The following is a 24,826-nucleotide window of genomic DNA, read 5'->3' on the forward strand; positions in this document are numbered from 1 at the left end:
GCTGACCTGTTGTTTCGAAGTTCACCCACGCCGATCCTGCGAATCCTGTGTTGAATCGTGTAGGATTTTGTGTGGTTGACGACGGAGACGGAGTTGAACGGTGCTGGCGCGTCAGCGACAGGCGGTGATCCTGGAAGAGGCACGGCGGACCGGTGCGGTCCGGGTCAGTGACCTCGTGACCAGGCTGGGCGTGTCCGACATGACGGTGCGCCGCGACCTCGACGTCCTCGCCGGGCGCGGGCTCGTCGAAAAGGTCTACGGCGGCGCCACCTCGGTCGTCGGCAAGAGCACCGACGAACCCGGCTTCGAGGCGAAGTCCGTGCGCCAGCGCGCGCAGAAGGAGGCCATCGCCGAGCTCGCCGCGACGCTCGTGCGGCCCGGCACCGCGATCGGCATCTCCGCCGGCACCACCACCTGGACGCTCGCCCGCGCGCTCGACGCCATCCCCGGCCTCACCATCGTGACCAACTCGATCCAGGTCGCCGACGTGCTGCGCGGGTCGACGCAGCCGGACCGCACCGTCGTGCTCACCGGCGGGGTGCGGACGCCGTCGGACGCGCTGGTCGGCCCGGTCGCCGTGCACAGCCTGCGGTCGCTGCACCTCGACGTCGTCTTCCTCGGCGTGCACGGGATGGCCGACGGGCCGGGGTTCACGACGCCGAACCTGACCGAGAGCGAGACCGACCGCGCGCTGGTCGAGGCCGGGCGCAAGCTCGTCGTGCTCGCCGACCACACCAAGTGGGGCACCGTCGGGATCTCCACGATCGCCGACCTGGACGAGGCCGACGTCGTCGTCACCGATGACGGGATTCCCGACGAGGCCAAGGAAGTACTCGCCGAACGGGCGGGGGAACTCATGATCGCCGAAACGGCGGAGACGGACGAGGCCCAAGAAGCGTGAAGCGCACCGTACGACACCTGGCCGACGGCCGGGAGATCATCTACTTCGACCAGCCCGGCGCGCCCGACCGCGTCGCCGAGGACACCCGCGACCTGCCGCCGGTCGCGGCGGCGTCCGAGATCCGGCTGGACCCGCTGACCGGTGAGTGGGTCGCGATGGCCGCGCACCGGCAGACGCGGACGTACAAGCCGCCGGCGGACCTCTGCCCGCTGTGCCCGAGCAAGCCGGGCAAACCGAGCGAGATCCCCGAAAGCGACTACGACGTCGTCGTCTTCGAGAACCGGTTCCCGTCCTTCGCCGAGGATGTCATCGGCGAGCCGTCCACTGTGGACGGACTCGGGCTGGTGCCGGTGCGGCCCGGGCGCGGCCGCTGCGAGGTCGTCTGCTTCACCAGCGACCACGAGGGCGCTTTCTCGCGGCTGAGCCCGGAGCAGGTGCGAGCCGTCGTCGACGCGTGGGCCGACCGCACCGCCGCACTGTCCGAAGTGCCCGGTGTGGAACAGGTCTTCCCGTTCGAGAACCGCGGCGAGGAGATCGGCGTCACGCTGTCGCACCCGCACGGGCAGATCTACGGCTACCCGTTCGTCACGCCGAAAACCGAGCGGATGCTCGACGTCGCCCGCGCCTACCAGGCCGAACACGGCCGCCCGGTGCTCGGCGACGTGCTGGCCGCCGAGCGGAAGTCCGGCGCGCGCGTGGTGGCGTCCGGCGAGCACTGGACGGCGTACGTGCCGCCGGCGGCCCGCTGGCCGATCGAGGTCCACGTGGTGCCGCACCGGCAGGTCGCGGACATCCCCGCGCTCACCGACGCCGAGCGTGACGACTTCGCCGCCGTCTACCTCGATGTCCTGCGCCGCTGCGACGCGCTCTACGACCGGCCGCTGCCGTACATCGCGGCGTGGCACCAGGCGCCGGTGCGCCGCGACCGCGAGCTCGGCTGGCTCCACCTGGAACTGTTCTCCGTGTTGCGCTCCAAGGACAAGCTGAAGTACCTGGCGGGGTCCGAATCGGGCATGGCGGTGTGGGTCAACGACGCGACGCCGGAGCAGATCGCGGAAAAGCTCCGCGCGGCGGGTTGATCCGGCCATACTCATCTCCGATGCACAGGTTCGGCTCAGGAACCTCTCAGGACCATCGCGCAAGGTGAGGACATGACCGAGAACGACCCCAGCGCGCACGACCCCGCGGCGCCGCGGCACCCCGAGACCGGCCACCAGGCGGCTCAGGGCGGTTGGGCGGGGAGCCCGTACGGTGACCAGGCCGCCACGCCCGAGTCCGGCGGCACGCCGCAGTACTCGGCGCCGGAGCCGTCCTACCACGCGGTGACCGGGGCCGATCCGTCGTACGCGGCGTCGAACCCTTGGTCCGCGCAGGGGGCCGCCTCGGGGCAGACCCAGCAGAGCGTCTACCCGAACCCGAACCCCTACGCGCAGCCCGGCACGGCCGCCTACGGCACGCCGCCGGCGCCGCCCGCGCAGCCGAAGCGGTCCGGCGGCAAGCTGCTCGCCGGCGTCGCGCTGGTCGCGCTGCTGGTCGGCGGCATCGCGGGCGGTACGGTCGGGTACTTCACCGGCGGGACGTCCGGGCCGGCCAGCAACGCTCTCGACGCGCCGAAGCCGGCCCAGCAGACCGGCAACGCGCCCGCCGGCTCGGTCGAGTCGGTCGCGCAGAAGCTTTCGCCCAGCGTCGTCGAGCTGCAGGTGAGCGGGCAGCAGGGGGCAGGCGAGGGCTCCGGGTTCGTCATCAGCACCGACGGCTACATCCTGACCAACAACCACGTCGTCGAGGTCGCCGCGAACGGCGGGCAGATCCAGGCCGTGTTCCAGGACGGCAAGAAGGCCGCCGCCAAGGTCGTCGGCCGCGACCCGACGACCGACATCGCGGTCGTCAAGGTCGACGGCGTCAACAACCTGACCCCGGTCGAGATCGGCCGGTCCGACGACCTGCGCGTCGGCCAGTCGGTCGTCGCGATCGGCTCGCCGTTCGAGCTGGCCGGCACGGTCACCTCGGGCATCGTCAGCTCGCTGCACCGGCCGGTGCGCGCGGGCGGTGGCCAGGGCGGCCAGGAGACGGTGATGGACGCCGTCCAGACCGACGCGGCGATCAACCCGGGCAACTCGGGTGGTCCGCTGGCGAACATGTCCGGCCAGGTCATCGGCATCAACTCGGCGATCTACAGCCCGCAGTCGGCGTCCGGCGGCCAGGGCCAGGGCGGCTCCGAGAGCGGCAACGTCGGCATCGGCTTCGCGATCCCGATCGATCAGGCCCGCCGCACCGCGGACACGATCATCAAGACCGGCCAGGCGGTGCAGACCTACATCGGCGCGCAGGTCACGGACGCCCCGCAGGGCGGCGCGAAGCTCGGCGCCATCACGGCCGGCAGCCCGGCGGAGAAGGCGGGCCTGAAGTCCGGCGACATCGTGACGAAGATCGACGACCGCAACATCGACACGTCGGACACGCTGGTAGCGGCGATCCGCACCCGCGCCCCGGACGAGAAGGCGACGTTCACGCTTTCCGACGGCCGCACGGTCGAGGTGACGCTCGGCGGCCAGCCCGTCCCGGCCAACTAGTCCCTTCCAGACGCTCGGCCGCCCTGGTGCGGCCGAGACCAAACATCGGCTCGACCCCCGTAGCTTCGGGGCCGGACCCCCAAGGCCACGCGCGACCCAGGCACTTCGATGCCGGTCGCGCGTGGCCGCATTTGTGGGTGGGGTCAGGGGGCGGGGCGCGGACTGGGTTGGCGGCCGGTTCGCTTGTTGGTGAGGTGGCCGCGCGCCGGTTGAGTCAGCTGGAGGGGCCGGGCGCGCGCCGGGTCGGATCAATTGGCGGGGTCGGCTGCGCGCCGGTTGGGCCGGCCGGCGTGCGAGGAGGGGCGGGGCGCGGGCCGGGCGTGTCTGGTGGCTCGGTCGGTGTGGCGAGAGGGGCGGGGCGGGGGCCGGGCGTGTCTGGTGGCTCGGTCGGTGTGGCGAGAGGGGCCGAGCGGGGGCCGGGCGTGCCTGGTGGCTCGGTCGGCGTGGCGAGAGAGGCCGAGCCGGTGCCGGACGGGTCGCTTGGCGCCCCGCGAGGGGCGGGGCCGTTGTCGGGTGGCGCGGCCGGCGTGCGGGGCCGGTCGGTTGGTGTGCCAGGAAGGTCGGCTGGTGTGCCTTGCGGGCTTGGCAGGTCGGTGCGCGCGCCGGGCGGGGCTTTGCGCGGGCCGGCGCGGATTACCCGGCGGGCGAGCGGTGCCAGCGCGACCACGAGCCAGACCGCGGCCAGCGTCAGCGCCAAGCCCAGCGCTGGGTTGCCGTCGTGGAGGCCCGGCATCGGTGGGGTCCCATACGGGCGCCACAGCAACGGGAACGCCACGATCAGCAGCAGGCCCGTGATGACCGTCCCCGCCACCACGGGGACCCGCCACGGTCGCGGGACTACCCGGGACAGGACGATGCCGAGCACCGCCGTCAGCGGGGCGACCACGCCGTCGTTCAGCAGCGGGCCGCCTACTATCCAGCCCACCGTGCCGAACACGTCCGGGCGCAGCGGGAACGCGTACTCGATGAACAGCGCCACACCCCACGCCAGCGCCGCGAGGCCCGGCAGGACGAGCAGCGTGCGAGCGGTCTTCACAGCGCCTCCAGCTTCGTGACCCATTTCGTCTGCAGCACGCCCGGCCGGTTCGGGGCGATGATGCGGCACGGGAAGCCGTGGTCGAGGTCGAGGACCTCGCCGTTCAGCGCCAGGGCGAGCAGCGTCAGCTCGTCCTTCGTGTGCTCGCCGGGCAGGACGCTCACCCCGTACAACCCGGCACGCTCCGAAGAGGACACCCGCACCGCCGTGCCCGGTGCCACACCGACGGCTTTCAACAGCGCCGGCAGGGAAACTCCGCGCCAAGTCGCCGACTGGCTCCAGCCCTCCACGCACGCGATCGGCAGCTCGGCCGTCGTCTGCGGGAGCGCGCGCAACTCGTCGAGCGTGAACTTCCTTGTGGAAGAAGGAGTTACCACCGACAGCCGCCACGACGCCGAATAAGTGACGCCTGCAGCCGCCGCGGTGCGGTTCACCGGGAGCCCCTGCGTTCCTTTGCTCGTTTTCCAAGCCAGGCCGGAAACTCCGCGCAGGAACGGCACCGTCGCGCCGGCCGTGGCGATGACCGCTACTCCCGTCGCGAGGCCCGTCGTGCGGAGGAACCCGCGCCGGGACAGCCCGGCGGTCGATGGCTCCTCCTCAGGCGCGCCGCGGGTCAGCGCCCGGCGGATGACCGGCAGCTTCACCGCGACGTGCACCAGGATCGACCCGATCGCCAGCCACGCCACCGCGTAGTGCACCTGCGGGAAGTAGAAACCCCACGGGTAGTTCTGCGCGACGTTCAGCAACCCCGTCGTCAGCTCGAAGAACGCCGCACCCGAGAGCACCAGGATCGACAGGCGCTCGAGTGCGTGCGGCAACGAACGGACGAGCGGACGGCCGAACAGCTTCGGGTAGACGCTCCACAGCTTCGCCAGCAGCAATGGGATCGACGCGATGCCGGAGATCACGTGCAGCCCCTGCGTGACGCGGTAGAGGCCGACCGGGCGGCTGGGCCAGAAGAACCACTCCGGCGGGTGCTGGATCAGGTGGCTGATCAGCCCGGTCACGAAACAGGTCGTGAACGTGACCGCGAGCGCCAGGCCGATCTTCGACGTCACGCGCTCGTCGTGCGCCGGTGCCTTGAAGTGGTCTTCACGGGGAATCGGCAGCTTCACGACCGCTCCAATCGCGCGAACCAGCGGTGGCCGTGCCGGGTGGTCCAGGCGACGCGCAACCCGGCGCGCGCGGCGACTTCGGCGATCGCGTCCACGCCGACCCACGCCCAGGTGAACCAGGCGACGTCGGCGTGCCCGGGCCGCAGCCGCACTCGTTCGTGCCGAAGACCGAGTCCCGGCGGCTCCAGTTCGACGAGGACGTCACCATCGGCGGCGATCAGCTGAGCCGCGCGGCGCAGCAGGGTGATCGGGTCGCCGCCGATGCCGATGTTGCCGTCGGCGAGCAGGGCGTGCCGCCACCGTCCTTCGCCGGGTACGCGGTCGAAAACGTTGCGGTGCAACGCACTCCCGCCGCGTCGCCGTGTGAGCCGGACGGCCGTGCGCGAGCTGTCCACGCCCAGCGCGACGACCCCGTGGCCGGCCAGGGCCGCGGTGAGTCGGCCGGGACCGCAGCCGATGTCCAGCGTCGGGCCGGTGCAGGCGTCGAGCAGCACCTCGTCGCCGTCGGACGGCGCGGCCCAGCGCTCGACCGGCAGCTCCACCCGCTCGCCGTTCGCCAGTTCGAGCCAGCACCGGTTACCGAGCAGGCCGTGGTCGAACTCGCTGCCGAGAAGCGCCGTCTTCATGCGACCGCCTGCCCGGGCACCGCCGCGACGGCCCGGGCGAACCGGCCGTCCGGGCACAGCGCCGCCACCGCGCGAGCGTCCGCCATAGTGTCCACATCGGACAGTTCCGCTGCTCGCCGCGGCCGCAAGCCGCACGCCGTGAGCGCGCCCAGCGTGCGTTCGCCCGTGTCGTCGCGGGACATCGGGACCCCCGCGAGGACCTGCGCGTGCCGCGGGTCGGCGAGGCCGAGCGCCCACCAGCCGCCGTCCTCGGCCGGGCCGAGCACCGAGTCGTGCCCGCCGTCCACGATCGGCGCGGCCGCCTCGGCGAGGGACTCCGGCGTGACCTGCGGGGTGTCCATGCCGATCTGGAGGATCGGCAGGCCCGCGTGCACCGCGGCCGCGTCGGCGTGGGCGTGGGCCAGGCGCGCCCCGAAGTCCCAGCCCCGCTGGGGAATCGTGGTGACGTGGCGCAGTGCCGCCCCGATTTCGGTGGCCAGCGCGGCGGCGCCGAGGTCGCCGGTCATCGCGACGACCGGCGCGGCGCCGGGGACCGCGCACACGGCGTCGAGCGTGTCCAGCAACGCGGCCGCGGCGATCCGCGCGGCCTGCGCCGGGGTCGCCGGCGGGGTCAGCCGGGTCTTGGCGAGCCCCGGCACCGGCGCCTTGGCCACGACCAGCAGCACGAACCTCGCCGTCATCGCGCCAGCACCCGCCCGAAGTCGCGGACCGCGCGCAGCGTGCCCCGCACCGAGCCGGAGACCTTCGACTTCGTGCCCTTGGCGCGCTCGCCGTAGCGGACGTCGAACTCGAGCACCCGCCACCCGGCGCGCTGGGCCTTGACCAGCAGTTCGAGCGGGTAGCCGAACGCGCGATCCGTGACGTCGAGGCCGAGTAGCGCCCGCCGGTCCGCGGCACGCAGCGGCGCGATGTCCCGCACCGGCAATCCGCGGCGGCGCAGCAGCCGCGCCAGCACGACGTTGCCGGCCCGCGCGTGCCACGGCCACACGCCGGGACCGGTCGGCACCCGGCGTCCGACGGCCAGGTCGGCGCCGCCCTCGACCGCGGTCACCAGGCGCGGCAGGTCGCGCAGGTCCAGGGAACCGTCGGCGTCGGCGAAGCACACGATGTCCGCGGTGGCGGCTTCCAGGCCCGTGTGCACGGCCGCGCCGTAACCGCGGCGCGGCTCGTGGACGACCTTGGCGCCGAGTGAAGCCGCTACTTCGGGCGAGCCGTCGGCCGAACCGTTGTCGACCACGATCGCGCGGTAGCCCGGTGGCAGCCCGGCCAGCACGTCGGGGAGGGCGCCCGCTTCGTCGAGGCAAGGGAGGACCACGTCCACTCCTGAGTCAGTCACGCGCCGACCGTAAGTCCGGCGTGGACTGTGGAAAACCCTTGCGCTCCTTACTGAATCATGACGAGTGACGAGTTCTTACCGGGTCGTTACGGCTGTCTCACCCGGCCCGTGGAACGCCGCTCGCGGACTTATGGTGGACAGCGATGAGCGAGCCGAACCCGGCAGCCCGGCTCGCCGAGCCGCCTGCCCGTGAACCCGAACTCACGGCACCCGATCGACCTCGGCGACGCGCCCGCCGGGCCGATCTCCTCGCCGTCGCGGCGGCCGTGGTGCTCGTGGCCGCGGCCGCCGCGGTCGGCGCCTACTACAACCGGCCGGGCTCCGGTGTGATCATCTTCGTGTCGGCGCCGCCGCTGTTCGCGGACTGGCTGCCGCACGTCGGCCCGGGCTCGGTGTTCGCCGTGCTGGTCGCGGCCGCGGTGGTGCTGTACGGCCCCACCCTGGCCGCCCGGCTCGCGTGGCGCCGGGCGCTCGCCACCGGCTACCTGGCCTCGCTCGCCTGGATCTTCTCACTGGCCATGGTCGACGGCTGGGCCCGCGGCTTCGCCGGGCACCTCACCATTCCGCAGGAGTACCTCCACGAGGTCCCCGGCATCACCGACATCCCGCGGATGCTGCGGGAGTTCTCGTCCCGCATCCTCGACTTCCAGCCGAACTCGTGGACGACGCACGTGTCCGGCCACCCGCCGGGCGTGACGCTCGTGTTCGTCTGGCTGGACCGGCTCGGCCTGCACGGCGGCGCCTGGGCCGCGACGGCCGTCGTGCTCGCCGGCAGCCTGGTCGCGGTGGCCGTGCCCGCGACGGTCGCCCTGCTCGGCCGGCCCGACGCGGCGCGCGCGGTGCTGCCCTTCGCCGTCCTGACGCCCGGCGCGGTGTGGATCGGCGTGTCGGCGGACGGCCTCTTCGCCGGGGTGACCGCCACCGGCCTGGCGCTGCTCGCCTTGTCCGCGCGCGGGTTCGGCCTCGGCCGCCGCTACGGCGTCCCGGCCGCGCTGGCGGCCGGGGTGCTGCTCGGCTTCGGGATCTTCCTGTCCTACGGCCTGGTGCTGCTCGGGCTGCTCGCGGTGGCCGTGGCCGTTCTCGGCCGGCAGTGGCGGGCTGCTGCCTTGGCTGCCGCCGCTGCCCTCGCCGTGGTCGGCGTCTTCGCCTGGGCCGGTTTCTGGTGGCTCGACGGCTACCACCTGGTCGTCGAGCGCTACTACCAGGGTGTCGCGCTGGTCCGGCCCTATTCGTACTGGGTGTGGGCGGACCTGGCCGCGGTGACCGTCGCGCTCGGTCCCGCGGTGATCGCCGCGCTCCGGCGCGGCCTCGCCGACGCCTTCCTGCCCAGCCCGCGTCGAACCCTGCTCGCCGATCCGGTGCTGCTCCTGGGCCTCGCCGCCCTGCTCACCATCGTGTTCGCCGACGTCTCGGGCCTGTCGAAGGCCGAGACCGAACGGATCTGGCTACCGTTCGGGGTGTGGTTGCTGCCGCTGACGGCCCTGCTGCCGCGGCCCGGGCGCCGGTGGTGGCTCGCCGCCCAGGCGGCGACGGCCCTGGCCGTCAACCACCTGCTGCTGACCGGCTGGTGAGGGAGACGTGATGAACGATCAGGCCGGGCGCGTGCTCGTGGTCGACGACGACGAGACGGTCCGCGACGTCGTCCGCCGCTACCTCGAGGTCGCCGGGTTCACCGTCGACCAGGCAGGCGACGGCGCCGACGGGCTGGCCAAGTTCGCCGCCCACGAGCCGGACCTCGTCGTCCTCGACGTCATGATGCCCGGCATCAACGGCCTCGAGGTGTGCAAGCGGCTGCGCCAGGTCAGCCAGGTGCCGATCGTCATGCTCACCGCCCTCGGTGAGGAGGAGAACCGGATCGCCGGGCTGCAGCTCGGCGCCGACGACTACGTCACGAAACCCTTCAGCCCCAAGGAACTCGCCCTCCGCGTCGCGTCCGTGTTGCGCCGCGCGCGGATGCCGCGCCCGGAACCGGCCGCCGCCGAGCTGGCGGACGGCAACCTCTGCTTGCAGATGACCGCCCGGACCGCGACGCTCGCCGGGCGCGAACTGCCGTTGACTTCGCGGGAGTTCGATCTGCTGGCGTTCTTCCTCGCCCACCCCGGTGTCGCCTACTCGCGCGCGGACCTGCTCGAGAAGGTGTGGGGCTGGGACTTCGGCGACCAGTCGACGGTGACCGTCCACGTGCGACGGTTGCGCGAGAAGATCGAGCGGGACCCGGCCAAGCCGGCCCGGGTGGCGACCGTGTGGGGCGTCGGCTACCGCTACGACCGGGAGCAGCCGTGATCGAACCCGGTGAGTCCTTCGCGGAGACGCTGACGCACCTTTGGCACATCCTGCCGCTGGCGCTGCTCTTCTCCTTGCCGATCGCCGCGCTCGGCGGCGTGGTGCTCTACCTCCTGCGCCGCGGTTCGCTGGCCACCACGCTCACGGTGCTGGTGCTGATCCCGGTGCTCTCCACGCTGGTCGGGGTCCTGGGCGTCAGCGGGTTCATGTTCACCCCGGCGCTGACCACGATGCTGCTGGTCTGCCTGCTCGTCGCCGTGGTCACCGTGCCGGCGGCGATCATCCTGGGCCGGGCCATCGCGCGCCGCAGTGTGTGGGAGCGGGAGGCGCGCGACCGCGAACGCGCGGCCGAGGCGTCGCGGCGCGAGCTGGTCGCCTGGATCAGCCACGACCTGCGCAGCCCGCTGGCAGGTATCCAGGCGATGGCCGAGGCACTGGCCGACGGCGTGGTGTCCGAACGCGACGAGGTCGCCGACTACGCCCAGCGGATCAGCGGCGAGACCACCCGGCTGTCCGCGATGGTGGGCGACTTGTTCGAGCTTTCGCGGATCACCGCCGGTGCTTTGGAATTGACCATGTCCGCGGTGCCGCTGCGGGACGTCGTCAGCGACGCCGTCGCCGCCCAGTCGCCGGTCGCCGAGCGGAAGCGGGTGCGGGTGCTCGCCAACGCGTCGACCTGGCCGGTCGTGACCGGGAGCGACCCGGAACTGGCCCGGATCGTGCGGAACCTGGTGTCGAACGCGATCCGCCACACCCCGCCGGACGGGACGGTCGCGGTGCAGATCGGCGTCGACGGCGACGAGGCCCTCCTCGCCGTCGACGACTCCTGCGGCGGCATCCCGGACGACGAGATCACCCGCGTGTTCGACGTCGCCTTCCGCGGGACGCAGGCCCGCACGCCCGAACGCGGCGGGACGACCAGTGGTGGCGGGCTTGGGCTGGCCATCACCAAGGGGCTGGTGGAGGCGCACCGCGGGAAGATCGGTGTCGCCAACCACGGGCCCGGCTGCCGGTTCGAGGTCCGGCTGCCGCTGGCGATGTCCTAGACGGCGCGGGGCGTGCGGTCCGGACCGAGCCTCAGGAACTCCATGCCGGGGAAGTGGGCCGCCGCGATCACCGTGTTCGTGCCCGCGATCTCGGCCAGCCAGCGCTGCCGGGTGCGGGCCGCCTCGTCCGGGTCGAAATCTCCGATGAACCGGACGCGGTCGTCGCGCAGCTGGACCGGGGTGTGGATGACGTCGCCGAGCAGGACCAGCCGCTCGTCGCCCGCCTCGACGTCCAGCGCGTAGTGGCCGGGGGTGTGGCCCGGCGTGTGCCGCGCGGTGATGCCCGGGGCCAGCGCGACGGCGTCGCCGTGAATCGCCTCGATGCTGCCCTCCGCCCGCACCGCCTCCAGCCCGACGCGGCTCCAGTCGTCGTGGGGCAGCCCGTCGATCAGCGGCCGCCAGTCCGCGGCCCCGTGGACGATCCGCGCCCGCGCGAAGGCCGGCGCGCCTTCGGGTGCCAGCCAGCCCACGTGGTCGGCGTGCAGGTGAGTGACGAAGACCGTGTCGACGTCCTCGGGGCGCGCGGCGGCCCCGGCCAACGCCGTCAGGAGGTCGCCTCCCACCCCCATCGGGGCCGGGCCGTCGCCCGCCGGGGCCATGCCGTCCGGGTAGTCCATCTCCCGCGGGCCGAACCTGGCGTCGACCAGGATCGTCCGGCCCTGGCCGCGGACCAGGAACCCGCCGACGGGCACGTGCACCGTGCCATCGGGGTCGAGGACTCCGGAGTGCTCGGCCGGGTCCAGGCCGGGGAAGAACGGGGCCGGGAGCCGGACGAGCCCGTCGGTCAGTGCCTCGATCGTGTAGTCGCCCACCATGATCCGCTGCATGACCTTGCCAAGTTCGATCGCGATCGAACTATTCCCCGGGTCACACCGGAGCGCGGAGTTCCGCCGTCGCGAAGGCGGTGATGCCCTCCTCGAAGCCGATCTCGGCTGTGAAGCCCAGCAGTTCGCGGGCGCGGGCCGGGTCGGCGACTACGTGGCGGACGTCGGCCGGGCGGGCGCCGCCTGCCACCTCCGGTGCCGGGCCGGCGCAGGCGCGCGCCAGTTCCACCGCCAGCTCGCCGACCGTGTGCGGGGTGCCGGAGCACACGTTGAGCGGCGTGATCTCGCCTTCCGGGCCGGGTGTCCTGAGCGCCAGGACGTTCGCCCTCGCGACGTCGTGGACGTGTACGAAGTCGCGCTGCTGCCGGCCGTCTTCCAGTACTCGCGGTGCTTCGCCGCGCAGCAGGGCCGAGCGGAACAGCGAGGCCACCCCGGCGTACGGGGTGTTCTGGGGCATCCGCGGGCCGTAGACGTTGTGGTAGCGCATCGCCCACACCGTGCCGCCGGTCTGGCGGGCCCACGCGCCGGCCAGGTGCTCCTGTGCCAGCTTCGTCGCCGCATACGTGCTGCGCGGGTTGAGCGGCGCGTCCTCGGGCACCAGCCGCCAGCTCAGCTCGGTGCCGCACGCCGGGCAGCGCGGCTCGAACCGGCCGGCGTCCACATCGGACGCCCGACGCGGCGACGGCGGGACGACGCCGTGGTCCGGGCACTCGTAGCGGCCTTCGCCGTAGACGACCATCGACGACGCCAGCACCAGCTTCCGCACCCCGGCCGCGTGCATGCCGGCCAGCAGGACCGCCGTGCCGTAGTCGTTGTGCAGGGCGTACGACGGCGCGTCGGACGGGTCGACGCCGTGCCCTACGACCGCCGCCTGGTGGCAGACCGCGTCGACGCCGTCCAGCAGCTCGGCGACGATCTCGGCGTCGGTGACGTCGCCGCGCAGGAACCGGTGCCTGCCGGTGTACGAGGGCGGGGTGCGGGAGCCGTGGGCCGTCGGTAGGAGGTTGTCGAGCACGACGACCTCGTCACCGCCGTCGGCGAGCAGATCGGCGATGTGGGACCCGATGAACCCGGCTCCGCCGGTGACCAGTACGCGCACACCGGCCACGCTAGGGGTGTCGCGCCGGGCCCGCTCACGCCCCGGGTGGCACGTCACGGAATCGTCAGAACTCACCCGGCACCTCCCGGCGGCGGGAGGGCGAAACCGACTACGGTGGCGGCATGGAACGGAGTGCACAACGGCTGGGCCGGGCCCTCGTGGTCATCGTGGACGATCGCGTGGCGCACGGCGAGCACGAGGACACCACTGGCCCGCTGGTCACGGAGCTGCTCGAAGAAGCGGGCTTCATCGTCGACGGTGTCGTGGTCGTCGAGGCCGAGACCGCGGGTATCCGCAACGCGCTCAACACCGCCGTGATCGGCGGCGCCGACCTGGTGATCACGGTCGGCGGCACCGGGGTGCTGCCGCGTGACCGGACTCCGGACGCCACCTCCGGTGTGCTCGACCGGCCCCTGCCGGGCATCAGCGAAGCCATCCGGGCTTCCGGGCTGGCCGCGGGCGCGGTCGACGCCGGGATTTCGCGCGGGCTCGCCGGGGTTTCCGGCAGCACCCTCGTGGTGAACCTCGCCGGGTCGCGGTCCGCGGTGCGCGACGGGATGGCGACGCTGACCTCGCTCGTGCCGCACGTGATCGACGAGCTTTCGGGTCTCGAAGAGGTCTGATCCTCCGCTTGCCGGGCCGGGGGTGACGGGTCGTCGCTCCCGGCCTGCGGCATGCCTGGGCGCTTGACGTTCGCTCTGGAGTTGTCAATCAACGCGTCGTGGGAGACTGGGGGCATGTCCGGCCCCCAGCGTGATCCCCAGACGACCAGCGACCAGCGTCGGCGGGTCGACGAGATCTTCGGGGACGTCCTGCCCGAGACGACCTCCGACGAGCGGGACGTCGAGCGGCGTACCGGGCTCCCGGACGACTGGTACCGGGAGAACCGGCCGCCGCACCACGACCGCTGACCTGCTCAATCGCGGCCGTTGTCGCGCTGGGACTGGGCGCGCAGCAGGTCGCGGATTTCGATGAGCAGCTCGACGTCCGTCGGCTCCGACGGGCCCGGCTCCTGGCCCCGCTTGCGCCGTTCCTGGATCTTCTTCACCGGCAGCACGATCACGAAGTAGATCACCGCCGCGACCAGCACGAAGTTGATCGCCGCGTTGATCACGCCGCCGAAGTCCAGGAACGTGGCCTTGTTGTTCTCGAAGATCTGGTAGCCGAGGCCCTGCGCGGCGTCCGTGCCGCCGATCGTGCTGATCAGCGGCTTGATGAGGCCGTTGGTGAACGCCGTGACGATGGCCGTGAACGCCGAGCCGATGACCACCGCGACGGCGAGGTCGACGACGTTCCCTCGCATCAGGAAGTCTTTGAAACCCTTGAGCACTGGTACTCCTCACGAACGGGGACGGTGCGAGCTAGCGGAGAGTAACCGTTACCGGTCGCTCCAGTGAAATCGCCGCCACCCTCGTCGCCACCGCCTCAGGGAGGCGCAGCAGCACCAGTGGCCCCTTCGCCGCGGACGGCTCCCGGTGCCCGACCGCCACCACCGTCGCCCCGCCCGCCAGCACGGACGACGGCACGCCCGGTTCCGGCGCCGCGACGACGTCGACGTGCCCGCCGGGCTCCAGCAGCTCGGCGACGCCGGCGTCGGCCAGGCGCACCGGGACCGTCGCCGTCGCGGGATCACCCGCCCCGGGGATGGTCGTCGCCAGCCGGACGTCGGTCAGGGGTTCGCCGGCGCGGACAGCACCCGCCAGCAGGCGGCCGTCGACGCCGTTGACCGCACCCAACGCACCCGCCGGACGCGCCGAATCAGGAAGGTCGGCCAATCGGACGTCGGAGGCGCGCAGCGCCGAGCCGGAAGGAAGGTCGTGCGCCGCGACGACGGTCGGGGTCGTCGGCGCGCCCCGCGCGGAACCGGGGTACACGAACAGCGCCAGCCCGCCTATCGACAGACAGGCGGCGAGCCAGCGGCGGAGCAGCCGCGTCCGCCTGCCCCGCAGCCGGGTCAGGTCAGGTAGGTCGAACTTCGCCAGCACGTCCACGGTGCCCCCTCGGCCGGATCGGGTGCGGCGGTGTGCCGCACGAGATCGACGTTAGGGAAGCCGGATGGGCCGCCGGAAGGGCCACATCCGGCACCTGTGGACAACTGGGGTGTTGTGGATAACTCCGCGCCTCAGGAGGCCGCGGCGGTCGTCTTCGTCGTACCCGAGGAGGAAGATGCCGAGCTCGTGTCGGACTTCGTCTCCGTCTTGGTCTCGGTCTTCGCCGGGGTCGACGCGGTGCTCGACTTGCTCGAGTCGCGCGAATCGGTGCGGTAGAACCCGCTGCCCTTGAAGACCACGCCGACCGAGCTGAAGACCTTGCGCAGCGCGCCGGAGCACTGCGGGCACACGGTCAGGCTGGGGTCCGAGAACGACTGCACGGCTTCGAACCGGTGGTCGCATTCTTTGCAGGCGTACTGGTACGTAGGCACTGACGGCTCCTTTGCTGGCACTCATCCGACCAGAGTGCTAACCCAATTGTGCTTGAAAGCATTCCCCGAAAGCAATTCCTCGTTGCTCACATCGGCAGCTCGAGCACGCCTCGACCCGGCGTCAAGGCCCCGCTCATGCGCACGTCGTGAGGTTCGCCCGGCAGCCGTTCGACCAGCTCTTCGTCCCGGACGACGGCCAGCAGCGCCGCACCGGGCGCCGCGAACACCAGCGAGCGATCGTAGTGGCCGGCGCCGCGGCCCAGCCGGACGCCCCGGTGGTCGACGGCGAGCGCGGGTACCAAGATCAGCTCCGCGGCACCCACAGCCTCCGTACCCAGGCGTTTTCCGCCCGGTTCGCGGATCCCGCGGAACCGGCTGGGGACCAGATCGGCCTCGCCCGTGTACTCGGCCCAGTCGAGCGGATCCGCCCGCGACACGATGACCGGCAGCAGCACGCGCGCACCGCCGGCCGCGAGCGCGTCGACGAGCGCCGTCGTGCCCGGTTCGGTGCCGAACGGCAGGTACGCGCACACTGTGCCGGATGTGACCTTCGACACCGCGTTGACCAGCGCCGAAGCCTCCTGGGCGTGCGATTCGGCGGTCTGGTCCGCCCGCGCGCGGGTCAGCCGGTCACGCCACTCCGCCTTGCTCAGGTGCTCATTGCCCAGCGCGTGCATGACCTCACGTTAGGCTTTGCGCCCATGACGGGCGCCGCAACCTCCCAGACGTTCAGAACCGCCATCGTGCCGGCCGCCGGCCTGGGAACACGCTTCCTACCGGCGACGAAGGCCGTGCCCAAGGAACTGCTGCCGGTGGTGGACACGCCGGGGATCGAGCTGGTCGCGGCCGAAGCCGCCGCCGCGGGCGCGGAACGCCTGGTCATCGTGACCTCACCGGGCAAGGACGCCGTCGTCCGGTACTTCGAGAAGCAGCCCGAGCTGGAGCAGAACCTCGAGGCCAAGGGCAAGGACGCGCTGCTGGAGAAGGTCCGCCGCGGGTCCGACCTCCTCGCCGTCGAGACCGCGATCCAGGAGCAGGCCCTCGGCCTCGGCCACGCCGTCGCCCAGGCCGAGCCGAACCTGCGCCCGGACGACGACGCCGTCGCCGTCTTGCTGCCGGACGACCTGGTGCTGCCCACCGGCGTGCTCGAGAAGATGAGCGACGTCCGCGCGCAGTTCGGCGGCAGCGTGCTCTGCGCGTTCGACATCCCGAAGGCCGAGATCTCGCCGTACGGCGTCTTCGACGTCACCGACACCGGCGACGAAGACGTCAAGCGCGTGCACGGCATGGTCGAGAAGCCGAAGCCGGAGGACGCGCCCTCGACCTACGCGGCGGCCGGTCGCTACCTGCTCGACCGGGCGATCTTCGACGCGCTGAAGCGGATCGAACCGGGCAGCGGCGGCGAGCTGCAGCTGACCGACGCGGTCGCGCTGCTGATCACCGAAGGGCACCCCGTGCACGTCGTCGTCCACCGCGGTGGCCGCCACGACCTGGGGAATCCGGGTGGTTTCCTGCGCGCCGCGGTCGACTTCGCGCTTGAAACGCCCGAGTACGGTCCATCTTTACGGGCGTGGCTGACGGAACGGATCGGGACAGAACGCCCATGACGGAATCGCTCGACGCGGCACCGCCCGAAGTGGCCGGGGACGAAGCCGAGCTGCGCTCGGTCGACGCGCAGATCTCGATGACCTTGGAAGCCGCGGTCCGGCCCCAGCCGGTGCGCGTGGCGATCTCCGAGGCCCAGGGGCTGCTCTGCGCCGAGGAGGTCGTCGCCGAGCACGCGCTGCCCGGGTTCGACCAGGCCGCGATCGACGGTTACGCCGTGCGCAGCGTCGACGTGCGCACGGCCGGGCAGGAGCCGGTGCAGCTGCCGGTCGTCGGCGAGATCGCGGCGGGTTCCCGCCAGCCGCGGCGCCTGCAGCCCGGCCAGGCGGTGCGCGTCGACACCGGCGCGCCGCTGCCGACCCTGGCCGACGCGGTCGTCCCGCTTGCGTACACCGACGGGCACCAGGCGAAGGTCACCGTGCACCGCTCGGTGCCGTCGGCGGGGTACGTGCGCCGGGCGGGCGAGGACGTCCAGATCGGTGACGTCGCGGTGCGCCGCGGCGACACGATCGGCTCGGCGCAGGTCGGCCTGCTGGCCGCGGTCGGCCGGGCGAAGGTCCTCGTCTTCCCGCGGCCGCGCGTCTCGATCGTCTCGGTCGGCGACGAGCTGGTCGACATCGACCGGACGCCGTCGGTCGGGCAGGTCTACGACGTCAACTCCTACGCGCTGGCCGCGGCCGCGCGGGACGCGGGCGCCGAGGTCAGCCGGGTCGGCATCGTGCCGAGCGAGCCGAAGCGGCTGCGGGAGATCGTCGAGGGCCGGCTGCTGATGTCGGAGATCGTCGTGGTCGCGGGCGGCGCCGGGGGCGCCACCGGCGACGAGGTCCACGCCGCCCTGTCCGACCTCGGCCGGATCGACATGACGCGGGTCGCGATGCACCCCGGCTCGGTGCAGGGGTTCGGCAGGCTGGGCCCCGACTCGGTGCCGACGTTCCTGATCCCGGGCAACCCGATGAGCGCGCTGGTCGTGTTCGAGGTCCTGGTGCGGCCGCTGATCCGGGCGGCGCGCGGGACGCGCAACCCGCACCGGCGGATCGTCGGGGCGCGGCTGCTGTCGCCGATCACCTCGACCGAAGGGCGGCGCGGGTTCCTCCGCGGCCAGCTCCTGCGCGACGAGGCCAACGGCGAGTACCTCGTCCAGCCGCTAGGGCAGTCCGGGGCGCACCTGCTGGCCTCGCTGGCCGAGGCGAACTGCCTGATCAACGTGCCGGAAGAGCTGACCGACGTCCCCGCGGGCGAGCAGGTCCAGGTCACCTTCCTGGCGCAACGGGCCTGATGAACTCCGTGTCGGGCGTGTCCTACCCGGTCGAAAGCCGGCACCCGGGCTGGCCGGCCCGGCTCGGCCCGCTGCGGGTGCCCGCCGGCGTGGTCGCGATCCGGCCGGTGCGGCTGCGCGACGCGGGCGAGTGGAGCCGGATCCGGCTCCGCGACCGGGCGCACCTCGAGATGTGGGAACCGACCGGCGTCGGCCCGTGGCCGGAACGCAACGCCTTTTGGTCGTGGCCGTCGCAGTGGGCCGCGCTGCGTTCGCTCGCCCGGCGTGGTCAGTGCCTGCCGTTCACGATCACCCTCGACGGTCGCCTTGCGGGCCAGATCACTGTGGGTAACGTCATCCGGGCGTCGCTGCGGTCGGCCTGGATCGGCTACTGGGTGTCCTCGGAGGTGGTTCGCGGCGGGGTCGCTACGGCCGCCGTCGCACTGGTCACCGACCACGCCTTCGCACTGGCCGGACTGCACCGGCTGGAGGCCACCGTGCGGCCGGAAAACGCCGCCAGCCTGCGGGTTCTCACCAAGGCGGGCTACCGCCAGGAGGGCCTGTTCGAGCGGTACCTCGACGTCGCGGGCGGCTGGCGGGACCACTACTGCTTCGCCATCACGCGCGAGGAGACCGGGGCCGGCCTGGTGTCGCGGCTGGTCGCATCAGGACGCGCCGACTACACCTGAGGGTGATTACCCACCCGGAGCAGTGAGCGCGTTACCACATGCTGTGAGTTTCACCTAATCCGGTGAGGCATTTCCGTGATCGAAACCGGCGAGCCTCCGCCCGATCTGTTACTCCTGTGACTAGCGTGATTTCAGGTGGAAGGATCGGGGGAGGTGACGGGAGATGCCCAGCTCCGTGATCATCGTCGCGCTCGCCGCGGCATGGCTCGTCGTTCTCGTGCCCATGGTCGCGCGAAAGCGGCAGCAAGTGGCCCGCACGGCCGACTCCGCGCTCGCGGCCAGGGTCGTGCGCAGTGGACGCAACGAAGACCGGGAGGAATTCGCCATGTCCGAGGAGACCGTGAAGTCCCGGCCGTCGGTCGAGGACGACCTCGCGGAGCTGGAGGCCGAGCTCGAAGACGACCTCGACGAACCGGAGCCCGACCCCGAGCCGCTGCCGCAGCCGTCCCGGGCAGAGCGGGCCGAACGCGAGCGCGCGGCCTACCGTCCCGGTCGCGGCGGCTTCGACCCCGAAGCGGCCGAGATCGCGGCGCGCGCGAAGTACAGCTTCCGGCAGCGGGTCGTCGTCATCCTGCTGGTGATCGCGGTGGCCACGGCGGGCATTGCGGGCTTCCTCGTGCCGCTGGTCTGGTGGGGCCACGCTCTCGCCGACGTCGTGCTCGTCGGGTACCTCGTGTACCTGCGCCGGCAGGTGCGGATCGAGGAGGAGATCCGGCAGCGGCGTCTTGCTCGCTTCAACAGCACGCGGTCGCCTCGGCGTCCGTCTCCGCCGGCTTCCGAAGACTCCTACGCGGCGGTTGAAGAGCCGGTCGAGGACGTCGAGGACGTGGACGTCGTCGAGCCGGTCCGGCGCGAGGTGGTCGAGCGCCGTCCGTCGCCGACTTCACGGGTGCGTCGCAGCGCGGTGGTCGTCGATCTGGACGACGAGGACCCGGCGTTCGAGGAGCTCGACGAGCCCGGGACCGGGCCTTATCGGCGGGCCGTCGGGGAGTGACCCCCCGTGGTCGGTGCTCGTAGGGCACTGATACGCTCTACGAGCACGAACAAGGGGCTGTAGCGCAGTTGGTAGCGCGTCTCGTTCGCATCGAGAAGGTCAGGGGTTCGATTCCCCTCAGCTCCACGTTCTGAAGGCCCGTACCCGCGAGGGTGCGGGCCTTTTTCGTGCGTGACACCCGTGTCAGGCGTCGTGTCAGTCTTGGGTCAGGTTCGTGTCAGGGCGGGCCTTCACAGTTCCTCCCATGACCACTTCGGCGATCACCGCCTCCGGCCTCCGGAAGGCCTACCAAGACAAAGTCGTCCTCGACGGCATCGATCTCGATGTTCGCGCCGGGAGCGTTTTCTCCCTTCTCGGGCCCAACGGGGCCGGGAAGACCACCACCGTCAACATCCTCACCACGCTGACCCAGGCCGACGGCGGGACCGTTCACGTCGCCGGGCACGACATCGACGCCGAGGCCAAGGCCGTCCGGAAGGCCATCGGCGTCACCGGGCAGTTCGCCGCCGTTGACGAACTGCTCAGCGGGCGGGAAAACCTGCAGCTCATGGTCGATCTCAGCCCCGCCAAGAACAGCAAAAACGTCGTCGACGACCTCCTCGAGCGCTTCGAACTCAGCGAGTCCGCGCAGAAGCCCGCCTCCACCTACTCCGGGGGCATGCGGCGGAAGCTCGACCTCGCCATGACGCTCGTCGGGGATCCGCGCATCATCTTCCTCGACGAGCCCACCACCGGCCTCGACCCGCGCAGCCGGCGCACCATGTGGTCCATCGTCAAGGACCTCGTCGCCGACGGCGTCACCATCTTCCTCACCACCCAGTACCTCGACGAAGCCGACCAGCTCGCCGACAAGATCGCCGTGCTGGACCGGGGGCGGCTGGTTGCTCAGGGCACGCCCGACGAGCTCAAGCGGCAGATCCCCGGCACGCACGTCCGGCTGCGGTTCACCTCCGTCGCCGAGCTCGACGCGGCCGCGCGGGTCATCTCCGAGTCCACCCGGGACGACGAGTCGCTCACCCTGCGGGTTCCCGGCGACGGCGGCACGAAGTCGCTGCGCACCCTGCTCGACCGGCTCGACGAGTACGCCATCAGCGCCGAAGAGTTCTCCGTCCACACCCCTGACCTCGACGACGTCTTCCTCGCCCTGACGGGCCACACCACGGAGGTTCCCGCGAAATGAGCGCCCAGACCGTCATGTTGCGACGCAACTTCAAGCACATCGCCCGGAACCCGACTTCGGTGTTCAACGCGGTCCTGATGCCGATCGTGATCATGCTGATGTTCGTCTACATGCTCGGCGACGCGTTCGACGTCGGCGTGAACTACGTCGACTACGCGACGCCCGGGCTCATGCTGCTGGCCGTCTGCTACGGGCTCGGCGCGACCGCGACGTCGGTGAACTCCGACATGACCAAGGGCATCATCAACCGCTTCAAGGTCATGGACGTCTCGCGGGGCGCGGTGCTGACCGGGCACGTCGTCGCCAGCGTCCTGACGAACCTGGTCGCCATCGCCGCCCTCGTAGGCGTGGCCTTCGCGCTGGGCTTCCGGCCGAACGCAAGCTTCTTCGACTGGCTCGGTGTGCTCGGCATCGTCGTGCTGCTGGCCTTCGCGGCCGGCTGGCTGACCGTCGCGCTGGGACTGTTCGCGAAGTCGCCGGAGACGGCGGGGCTGGCCTCCGTGCCGCTGGTCATGCTGCCGTTCTTCAGCAGCGCGATCGCTCCGGCCGACAAGATGGGACCGGGCCTGAAGCAGTTCGCGGAGTACCAGCCGTTCACGCCGATCATCGAAACCGTGCGCGGGCTGCTCAACGGCACCCCGTCGACCGGTTACGCGATCACCGCCGTCGCCTGGTGCCTCGGCATCGCCCTCGCCGGCTACTTCTGGGCGCGGTCGCTGTTCAAGAAGCGAGCGTGACCTCGGCGAGCTCCCGCCAGTCCGTCCGCGCCCCTTCCGAAGCCGCCTCGGTGAACCCCTCGTCACCGAGGCGGTTTCGCGTGGCCTGCTCGATCCGGGCCAGGTCCGGCCGGGACCGGTCCGGCAGGCCGCGCACGCCAGCGCTCGCCGCCAGCAGCCGCGCGGCCTGCTCGTAGTCCTCGCGCCGCAGCGCCAGATCCGCGATGCCGACGAGGACCTGCGCGAGCAGCGGCGGGTGGCCCACCTCGGCCGCCGCGGCGAAGGCCGCCGCACGGTGTTCGAGGGCTTCGCCCGGATCCTCGGTGAGGTACCCGAGCAGGTCGTGGACCACCGCGCGGACCTGGGCCCGCTCGGCCGCGGTGCCCAGCATCGCTTTCGCGACGTCGAGCTGGCGGCGGGCCTGCGCGTGGTCGCCGCTCCAGCGGGCGAGCTCCGCCTTCGACAGGGCCAGCTCGGTCAGCGCCTCCGGCCACGCGACGCGCTCCGCGGACCGCTGCGCCTCCGCGATCGAAGCCGCACTCGACTCCTCGTCCCCGGCCAGCCAGTACAGCTGGGCCTGCCGCGCCCGCATCCGCACGACGTCCTCGACGGCGCCGACCTCGGTGACGATCGCGACCGCGGCCTCGTAGTGCTCGCACGCTCCGGCGAAGTCGCCGCGCATGGCGATCAGGTCGGCCAGCTCGGTCTGCGCGAACGACGTGCCCCACCGCTCGCCGAGCGCACGGAACTCGGCCAGGGCCGTCTCGAAGTACGCGGCCGCGTCCTCGCCTTCCCGGCCGAGCTGGATCCGCATCTTGCCGAGCTGCAGCCGGGCCAGGGCGCGAACCCACGGGTCGTCGTCGGTGATCAGCGGCTCCCACGTCGACTCGAACGCGTCCGGGACTTCCACCATGCGCTGCAGTGCGGCGACGAGCGACACCGCCGGGTGCCGGTGCGGCAGGCGCGCCGCGATCTCGTGCACCTGGCGAATCCACTCGACCGCCTGGTTCTGGTCGCTTTCGCGGCCCGCGGTCAGGAACCCGGTGACGAACGCGTAGACCGTCGCCCGCGTCTCGTCGGCCACCTCGCCCGGGACCGCGGTGGCCGCCATCAGCAGCTCGTTGCCCTCGAACTTGTGCCCGGCGAGCCACCAGTACCAGCCGGCGCCCGCCGCGAGCCGCATCGCCCCGGCCGCCTCACCCGCCGCCAGCGCACCGCGCATCGCGGCGGCGATGTTGTCGTGCTCGGCGTCGAGGGTGGCGAGCCACGTCAGCTGGTCGGCGCGGCGCAGGTGCGGCTCCGCGGTTTCGACGAGCTCGGTGAAGTACGCGAGGTGCGCCTGCCGCGCCGACTCCGTTTCCCCCGCTTCGGCGAGCCGCTGTGAGGCGTACTCCTTGATCGTGCCGAGCATCCGGTAGCGCGGCGCCTGGTCGCCTTCGGTGACCACCAACGACTTCTCGGCCAGCGCGGTCAGGATCTCTTCGACGGCGCCGGTCCCGCAAACCCGCTCGGCCGCCTCCAGGCTCGCCCCGCCGGCGAACACCGAGAGCCGGCCGAGGACGGCGCGCTCGTCGTCGGAGAGCAGTTCCCAGCTCCAGTCGATCACCGCGCGCAGCGTCCGGTGCCGCGGCAGCGCCGTGCGGCTGCCGCCGGTCAGCAGGTGGAACCGGTCGTCGAGCCGGTTGGCGAGCTGTTCGAGCGACATCGTCCGCAGCCTCGCCGCGGCCAGCTCGATGGCCAGCGGCATCCCGTCCAGCGCCCGGCAGACGCGGGCCAGCGTCGGGGCGTCGGCCACGAAGTCCTTGCGCACCGCGCCGGCCCGGTCCCGCAGCAGCCGGACGGCCGGGGCTTCCTCGATCTTCGCGGGGTCGGCGTCCTCGGCGGGCAGGACGAGCGGCGCGACCGGCCACAGCGCCTCACCGGTGATGCCGAGGGGTTCGCGGCTGGTCGCGAGGATGCGCAGCCGGCGGCACTCGCCGAGCACCCGGTGGGCGAAGGCCGCCGCGGACTCGATCACGTGCTCGCAGTTGTCCAGGACCAGCACCATGTCCCGGTCCTGCAACGCGGCGATGACCCGGTCGGTGGGGTCGGCCTCCGGGGCGTCGCCGAGCAGGGCGTCACGGAGCTTGAGCGCGGCGAGCGTCGCCTGGGCCACGTCGCCTTCGGTCGGCGCGAGCTCGACCAGCCAGGCGCCGTCCGGGGCGTCGCCGAGCAGCGTGCGCGCCGTTTCGGTGGCCAGCCGGGTCTTGCCCGAGCCGCCCGGCCCGACCAGCGTGGTGAGCCGGTGCCCGGTGACGAGCCCGCGGACGGCGGCGACGTCGTCGTCCTTGCCGACGTAGCTGGTCAGCTCGGCGCGCAGGTTCGTCTTGCGGGGCTCCTCGCGCCGGGTCAGCTCGCCGCGCAGCAGCGCGACGTGCAGGGCGGCCAGCTCCGGCGACGGGTCGACGCCCAGTTCGTCGGCCAGCGTCTCGCGCGTGCGCTCGTAGACGCGCAGGGCCTCGGTGTCCCGGCCGGTCGCGACCAGGCCGCGCATCAACGCGCCGACGAGCCGCTCCCGCGCCGGGTGCGCGGCCACCAGGTCGGTGAGCTCGGTGACGACGCCCTGGCCGAAGTCGGTTTCCGCGTCGAACCGGTCTTCGAGGGCGGCCAGCCGGAGCCCTTCGAGCCGGGTGACCGCGGCGTCGAACGCGGCGCTCTCGGTCAGTCCGACGTCCTGCATGGCACCGCCCCGCCACAACGCCAGCGCCTCACGCAGCTGCCGGACGTCGTCGCCGGCCTGGCCGACGAGCCGTTCGAACCGCACGGCGTCGACGGCGTCGGGGTCCACCACCAGCCGGTAGCCGGCCGGGCGGCCCTCGACCGCGCCGTCCGGCAGCACCTTCCGCAGCCGGGAAACCAAGCGCTGCAACGCGTTCGCGGCGTCGGCCGGCGGCTGCTCGCCCCAGATCCAGTCGACGAGCGTCGCCTTCGGGACCACCCGGCCCGGCTCCAGCGCGAGGGCGATCAGCAGTCCGCGCAGGCGGGCGCCCGGTACGTCGGCGACGACGCCGTCGTCCGCGCGGACTTCGAAGGACCCCAGTAACCCGATGTGCACGCGGCCGATCATGCCACGGGCGCGGCGGTGGC

The 24,826-nt window shown here is 72.3% G+C and carries 26 protein-coding genes and 1 tRNA gene; 15 read left to right on the forward strand and 12 right to left on the reverse strand.

Annotated features, from left to right (window positions below):
• The first annotated feature begins 100 nt into the window (after positions 1-100).
• The 3 genes from ACIQWX_RS11200 (at position 101) to ACIQWX_RS11210 (ending at position 3,474) form a co-directional block, all read left to right on the forward strand.
• Entirely contained in the window at positions 101-901 is an 801-nt protein-coding gene (locus ACIQWX_RS11200) for a DeoR/GlpR family DNA-binding transcription regulator (protein WP_400868253.1), read from the forward strand.
• Positions 898-1,980, forward strand: coding sequence for a galactose-1-phosphate uridylyltransferase (gene galT, locus ACIQWX_RS11205; RefSeq protein WP_400868255.1), 1,083 nt, complete (start codon positions 898-900; stop codon positions 1,978-1,980). The genes ACIQWX_RS11200 and galT overlap by 4 nt, the downstream gene beginning before the upstream one ends.
• A gap of 72 nt (positions 1,981-2,052) precedes the next feature.
• The gene (locus ACIQWX_RS11210; RefSeq protein ID WP_400868257.1) at positions 2,053-3,474 is read left to right on the forward strand and encodes a trypsin-like peptidase domain-containing protein; all 1,422 of its coding nucleotides are present in this window, start codon (positions 2,053-2,055) and stop codon (positions 3,472-3,474) included.
• A 214-nt stretch (positions 3,475-3,688) separates the two neighbouring features.
• Here ACIQWX_RS11210 and ACIQWX_RS11215 read toward each other — a convergent pair whose 3' ends face one another.
• The 5 genes from ACIQWX_RS11215 to ACIQWX_RS11235 are packed head-to-tail and all read right to left on the reverse strand — an operon-like array spanning position 3,689 to position 7,572.
• Complete coding sequence (locus tag ACIQWX_RS11215; RefSeq protein WP_400868259.1) at positions 3,689-4,510, reverse strand: hypothetical protein; 822 nt, start codon at positions 4,508-4,510, stop codon at positions 3,689-3,691.
• A complete protein-coding gene (locus ACIQWX_RS11220) occupies positions 4,507-5,625 on the reverse strand; it encodes a molybdopterin-dependent oxidoreductase (protein WP_400868261.1) in 1,119 nt (372 codons plus the stop codon). Before ACIQWX_RS11220 ends, ACIQWX_RS11215 begins: the two co-directional genes overlap by 4 nt.
• Positions 5,622-6,251 carry a methyltransferase domain-containing protein gene (locus tag ACIQWX_RS11225; protein WP_400868263.1) on the reverse strand — a complete coding sequence of 210 codons (630 nt, stop codon included), beginning with the start codon at positions 6,249-6,251 and terminating at the stop codon, positions 5,622-5,624. Before ACIQWX_RS11225 ends, ACIQWX_RS11220 begins: the two co-directional genes overlap by 4 nt.
• The gene (locus ACIQWX_RS11230) at positions 6,248-6,931 is read right to left on the reverse strand and encodes a DUF2064 domain-containing protein (protein WP_400868265.1); all 684 of its coding nucleotides are present in this window, start codon (positions 6,929-6,931) and stop codon (positions 6,248-6,250) included. Before ACIQWX_RS11230 ends, ACIQWX_RS11225 begins: the two co-directional genes overlap by 4 nt.
• Entirely contained in the window at positions 6,928-7,572 is a 645-nt protein-coding gene (locus ACIQWX_RS11235; RefSeq protein ID WP_400869530.1) for a glycosyltransferase family 2 protein, read from the reverse strand. Before ACIQWX_RS11235 ends, ACIQWX_RS11230 begins: the two co-directional genes overlap by 4 nt.
• A gap of 158 nt (positions 7,573-7,730) precedes the next feature.
• Here ACIQWX_RS11235 and ACIQWX_RS11240 point away from each other — a divergent pair, with 158 nt between their 5' ends.
• The 3 genes from ACIQWX_RS11240 to ACIQWX_RS11250 are packed head-to-tail and all read left to right on the forward strand — an operon-like array spanning position 7,731 to position 10,916.
• Complete coding sequence (locus tag ACIQWX_RS11240; RefSeq protein WP_400868267.1) at positions 7,731-9,158, forward strand: hypothetical protein; 1,428 nt, start codon at positions 7,731-7,733, stop codon at positions 9,156-9,158.
• A 10-nt stretch (positions 9,159-9,168) separates the two neighbouring features.
• Positions 9,169-9,870, forward strand: coding sequence for a response regulator transcription factor (locus ACIQWX_RS11245; RefSeq protein WP_400868269.1), 702 nt, complete (start codon positions 9,169-9,171; stop codon positions 9,868-9,870).
• Positions 9,867-10,916 carry a sensor histidine kinase gene (locus ACIQWX_RS11250; RefSeq protein WP_400868271.1) on the forward strand — a complete coding sequence of 350 codons (1,050 nt, stop codon included), beginning with the start codon at positions 9,867-9,869 and terminating at the stop codon, positions 10,914-10,916. Before ACIQWX_RS11245 ends, ACIQWX_RS11250 begins: the two co-directional genes overlap by 4 nt.
• On the opposite strand, the gene ACIQWX_RS11255 is transcribed toward ACIQWX_RS11250, so the two are convergent.
• A complete protein-coding gene (locus ACIQWX_RS11255; RefSeq protein ID WP_400868273.1) occupies positions 10,913-11,743 on the reverse strand; it encodes an MBL fold metallo-hydrolase in 831 nt (276 codons plus the stop codon). The two genes, ACIQWX_RS11250 and ACIQWX_RS11255, sit on opposite strands and share 4 nt — an antisense overlap.
• Positions 11,744-11,783: 40 nt before the next feature.
• Positions 11,784-12,839, reverse strand: coding sequence for an NAD-dependent epimerase/dehydratase family protein (locus ACIQWX_RS11260; protein ID WP_400868275.1), 1,056 nt, complete (start codon positions 12,837-12,839; stop codon positions 11,784-11,786).
• 122 nt (positions 12,840-12,961) lie between these two features.
• Here ACIQWX_RS11260 and ACIQWX_RS11265 point away from each other — a divergent pair, with 122 nt between their 5' ends.
• Positions 12,962-13,462, forward strand: a complete 501-nt coding sequence (locus ACIQWX_RS11265; protein WP_086678714.1) for a molybdenum cofactor biosynthesis protein B — start codon at positions 12,962-12,964, stop codon at positions 13,460-13,462.
• A gap of 114 nt (positions 13,463-13,576) precedes the next feature.
• Positions 13,577-13,750: a hypothetical protein gene (locus ACIQWX_RS11270; protein WP_400868277.1), complete on the forward strand. Its 174-nt coding sequence runs from the start codon at positions 13,577-13,579 to the stop codon at positions 13,748-13,750.
• 5 nt (positions 13,751-13,755) lie between these two features.
• Here ACIQWX_RS11270 and mscL read toward each other — a convergent pair whose 3' ends face one another.
• From mscL to ACIQWX_RS11290, 4 genes are all read right to left on the reverse strand, one after another.
• Positions 13,756-14,169, reverse strand: a complete 414-nt coding sequence (mscL, locus tag ACIQWX_RS11275) for a large-conductance mechanosensitive channel protein MscL (protein ID WP_400868279.1) — start codon at positions 14,167-14,169, stop codon at positions 13,756-13,758.
• A gap of 31 nt (positions 14,170-14,200) precedes the next feature.
• On the reverse strand, positions 14,201-14,830 hold the full coding sequence (locus tag ACIQWX_RS11280) for an SAF domain-containing protein (RefSeq protein WP_400868281.1): 630 nt from the start codon (positions 14,828-14,830) through the stop codon (positions 14,201-14,203).
• Positions 14,831-14,961: 131 nt separating this feature from the next.
• Positions 14,962-15,261, reverse strand: a complete 300-nt coding sequence (locus ACIQWX_RS11285; RefSeq protein WP_400868283.1) for an FmdB family zinc ribbon protein — start codon at positions 15,259-15,261, stop codon at positions 14,962-14,964.
• A gap of 86 nt (positions 15,262-15,347) precedes the next feature.
• A complete protein-coding gene (locus ACIQWX_RS11290) occupies positions 15,348-15,938 on the reverse strand; it encodes a 5-formyltetrahydrofolate cyclo-ligase (RefSeq protein ID WP_400868285.1) in 591 nt (196 codons plus the stop codon).
• A 24-nt stretch (positions 15,939-15,962) separates the two neighbouring features.
• Between ACIQWX_RS11290 and ACIQWX_RS11295 the strand changes: the two genes are divergently transcribed.
• From ACIQWX_RS11295 to ACIQWX_RS11325, 7 genes are all read left to right on the forward strand, one after another.
• Positions 15,963-16,868 carry a UTP--glucose-1-phosphate uridylyltransferase gene (locus ACIQWX_RS11295; RefSeq protein WP_400868287.1) on the forward strand — a complete coding sequence of 302 codons (906 nt, stop codon included), beginning with the start codon at positions 15,963-15,965 and terminating at the stop codon, positions 16,866-16,868.
• Positions 16,865-18,142 carry a gephyrin-like molybdotransferase Glp gene (gene glp / locus ACIQWX_RS11300; protein ID WP_400868289.1) on the forward strand — a complete coding sequence of 426 codons (1,278 nt, stop codon included), beginning with the start codon at positions 16,865-16,867 and terminating at the stop codon, positions 18,140-18,142. The genes ACIQWX_RS11295 and glp overlap by 4 nt, the downstream gene beginning before the upstream one ends.
• On the forward strand, positions 18,142-18,810 hold the full coding sequence (locus ACIQWX_RS11305) for a GNAT family N-acetyltransferase (protein WP_400868291.1): 669 nt from the start codon (positions 18,142-18,144) through the stop codon (positions 18,808-18,810). The genes glp and ACIQWX_RS11305 overlap by 1 nt, the downstream gene beginning before the upstream one ends.
• Positions 18,811-18,973: 163 nt before the next feature.
• Positions 18,974-19,804, forward strand: a complete 831-nt coding sequence (glpR, locus tag ACIQWX_RS11310) for a gephyrin-like molybdotransferase receptor GlpR (RefSeq protein WP_400868293.1) — start codon at positions 18,974-18,976, stop codon at positions 19,802-19,804.
• Positions 19,805-19,857: 53 nt separating this feature from the next.
• Positions 19,858-19,930: transfer RNA gene (locus ACIQWX_RS11315), tRNA-Ala, on the forward strand.
• Positions 19,931-20,048: 118 nt separating this feature from the next.
• Positions 20,049-20,984, forward strand: coding sequence for an ATP-binding cassette domain-containing protein (locus tag ACIQWX_RS11320; protein WP_400868295.1), 936 nt, complete (start codon positions 20,049-20,051; stop codon positions 20,982-20,984).
• On the forward strand, positions 20,981-21,721 hold the full coding sequence (locus tag ACIQWX_RS11325; protein WP_400868297.1) for an ABC transporter permease: 741 nt from the start codon (positions 20,981-20,983) through the stop codon (positions 21,719-21,721). The genes ACIQWX_RS11320 and ACIQWX_RS11325 overlap by 4 nt, the downstream gene beginning before the upstream one ends.
• Here ACIQWX_RS11325 and ACIQWX_RS11330 read toward each other — a convergent pair.
• Positions 21,705-24,794 carry a BTAD domain-containing putative transcriptional regulator gene (locus ACIQWX_RS11330; protein WP_400868299.1) on the reverse strand — a complete coding sequence of 1,030 codons (3,090 nt, stop codon included), beginning with the start codon at positions 24,792-24,794 and terminating at the stop codon, positions 21,705-21,707. The genes ACIQWX_RS11325 and ACIQWX_RS11330 overlap by 17 nt on opposite strands.
• Positions 24,795-24,826 lie beyond the last annotated feature (32 nt).

The sequence above is a fragment of the Amycolatopsis sp. NPDC098790 genome (genome assembly GCF_044759945.1).
Classification (GTDB): Bacteria; Actinomycetota; Actinomycetes; order Mycobacteriales; family Pseudonocardiaceae; genus Amycolatopsis.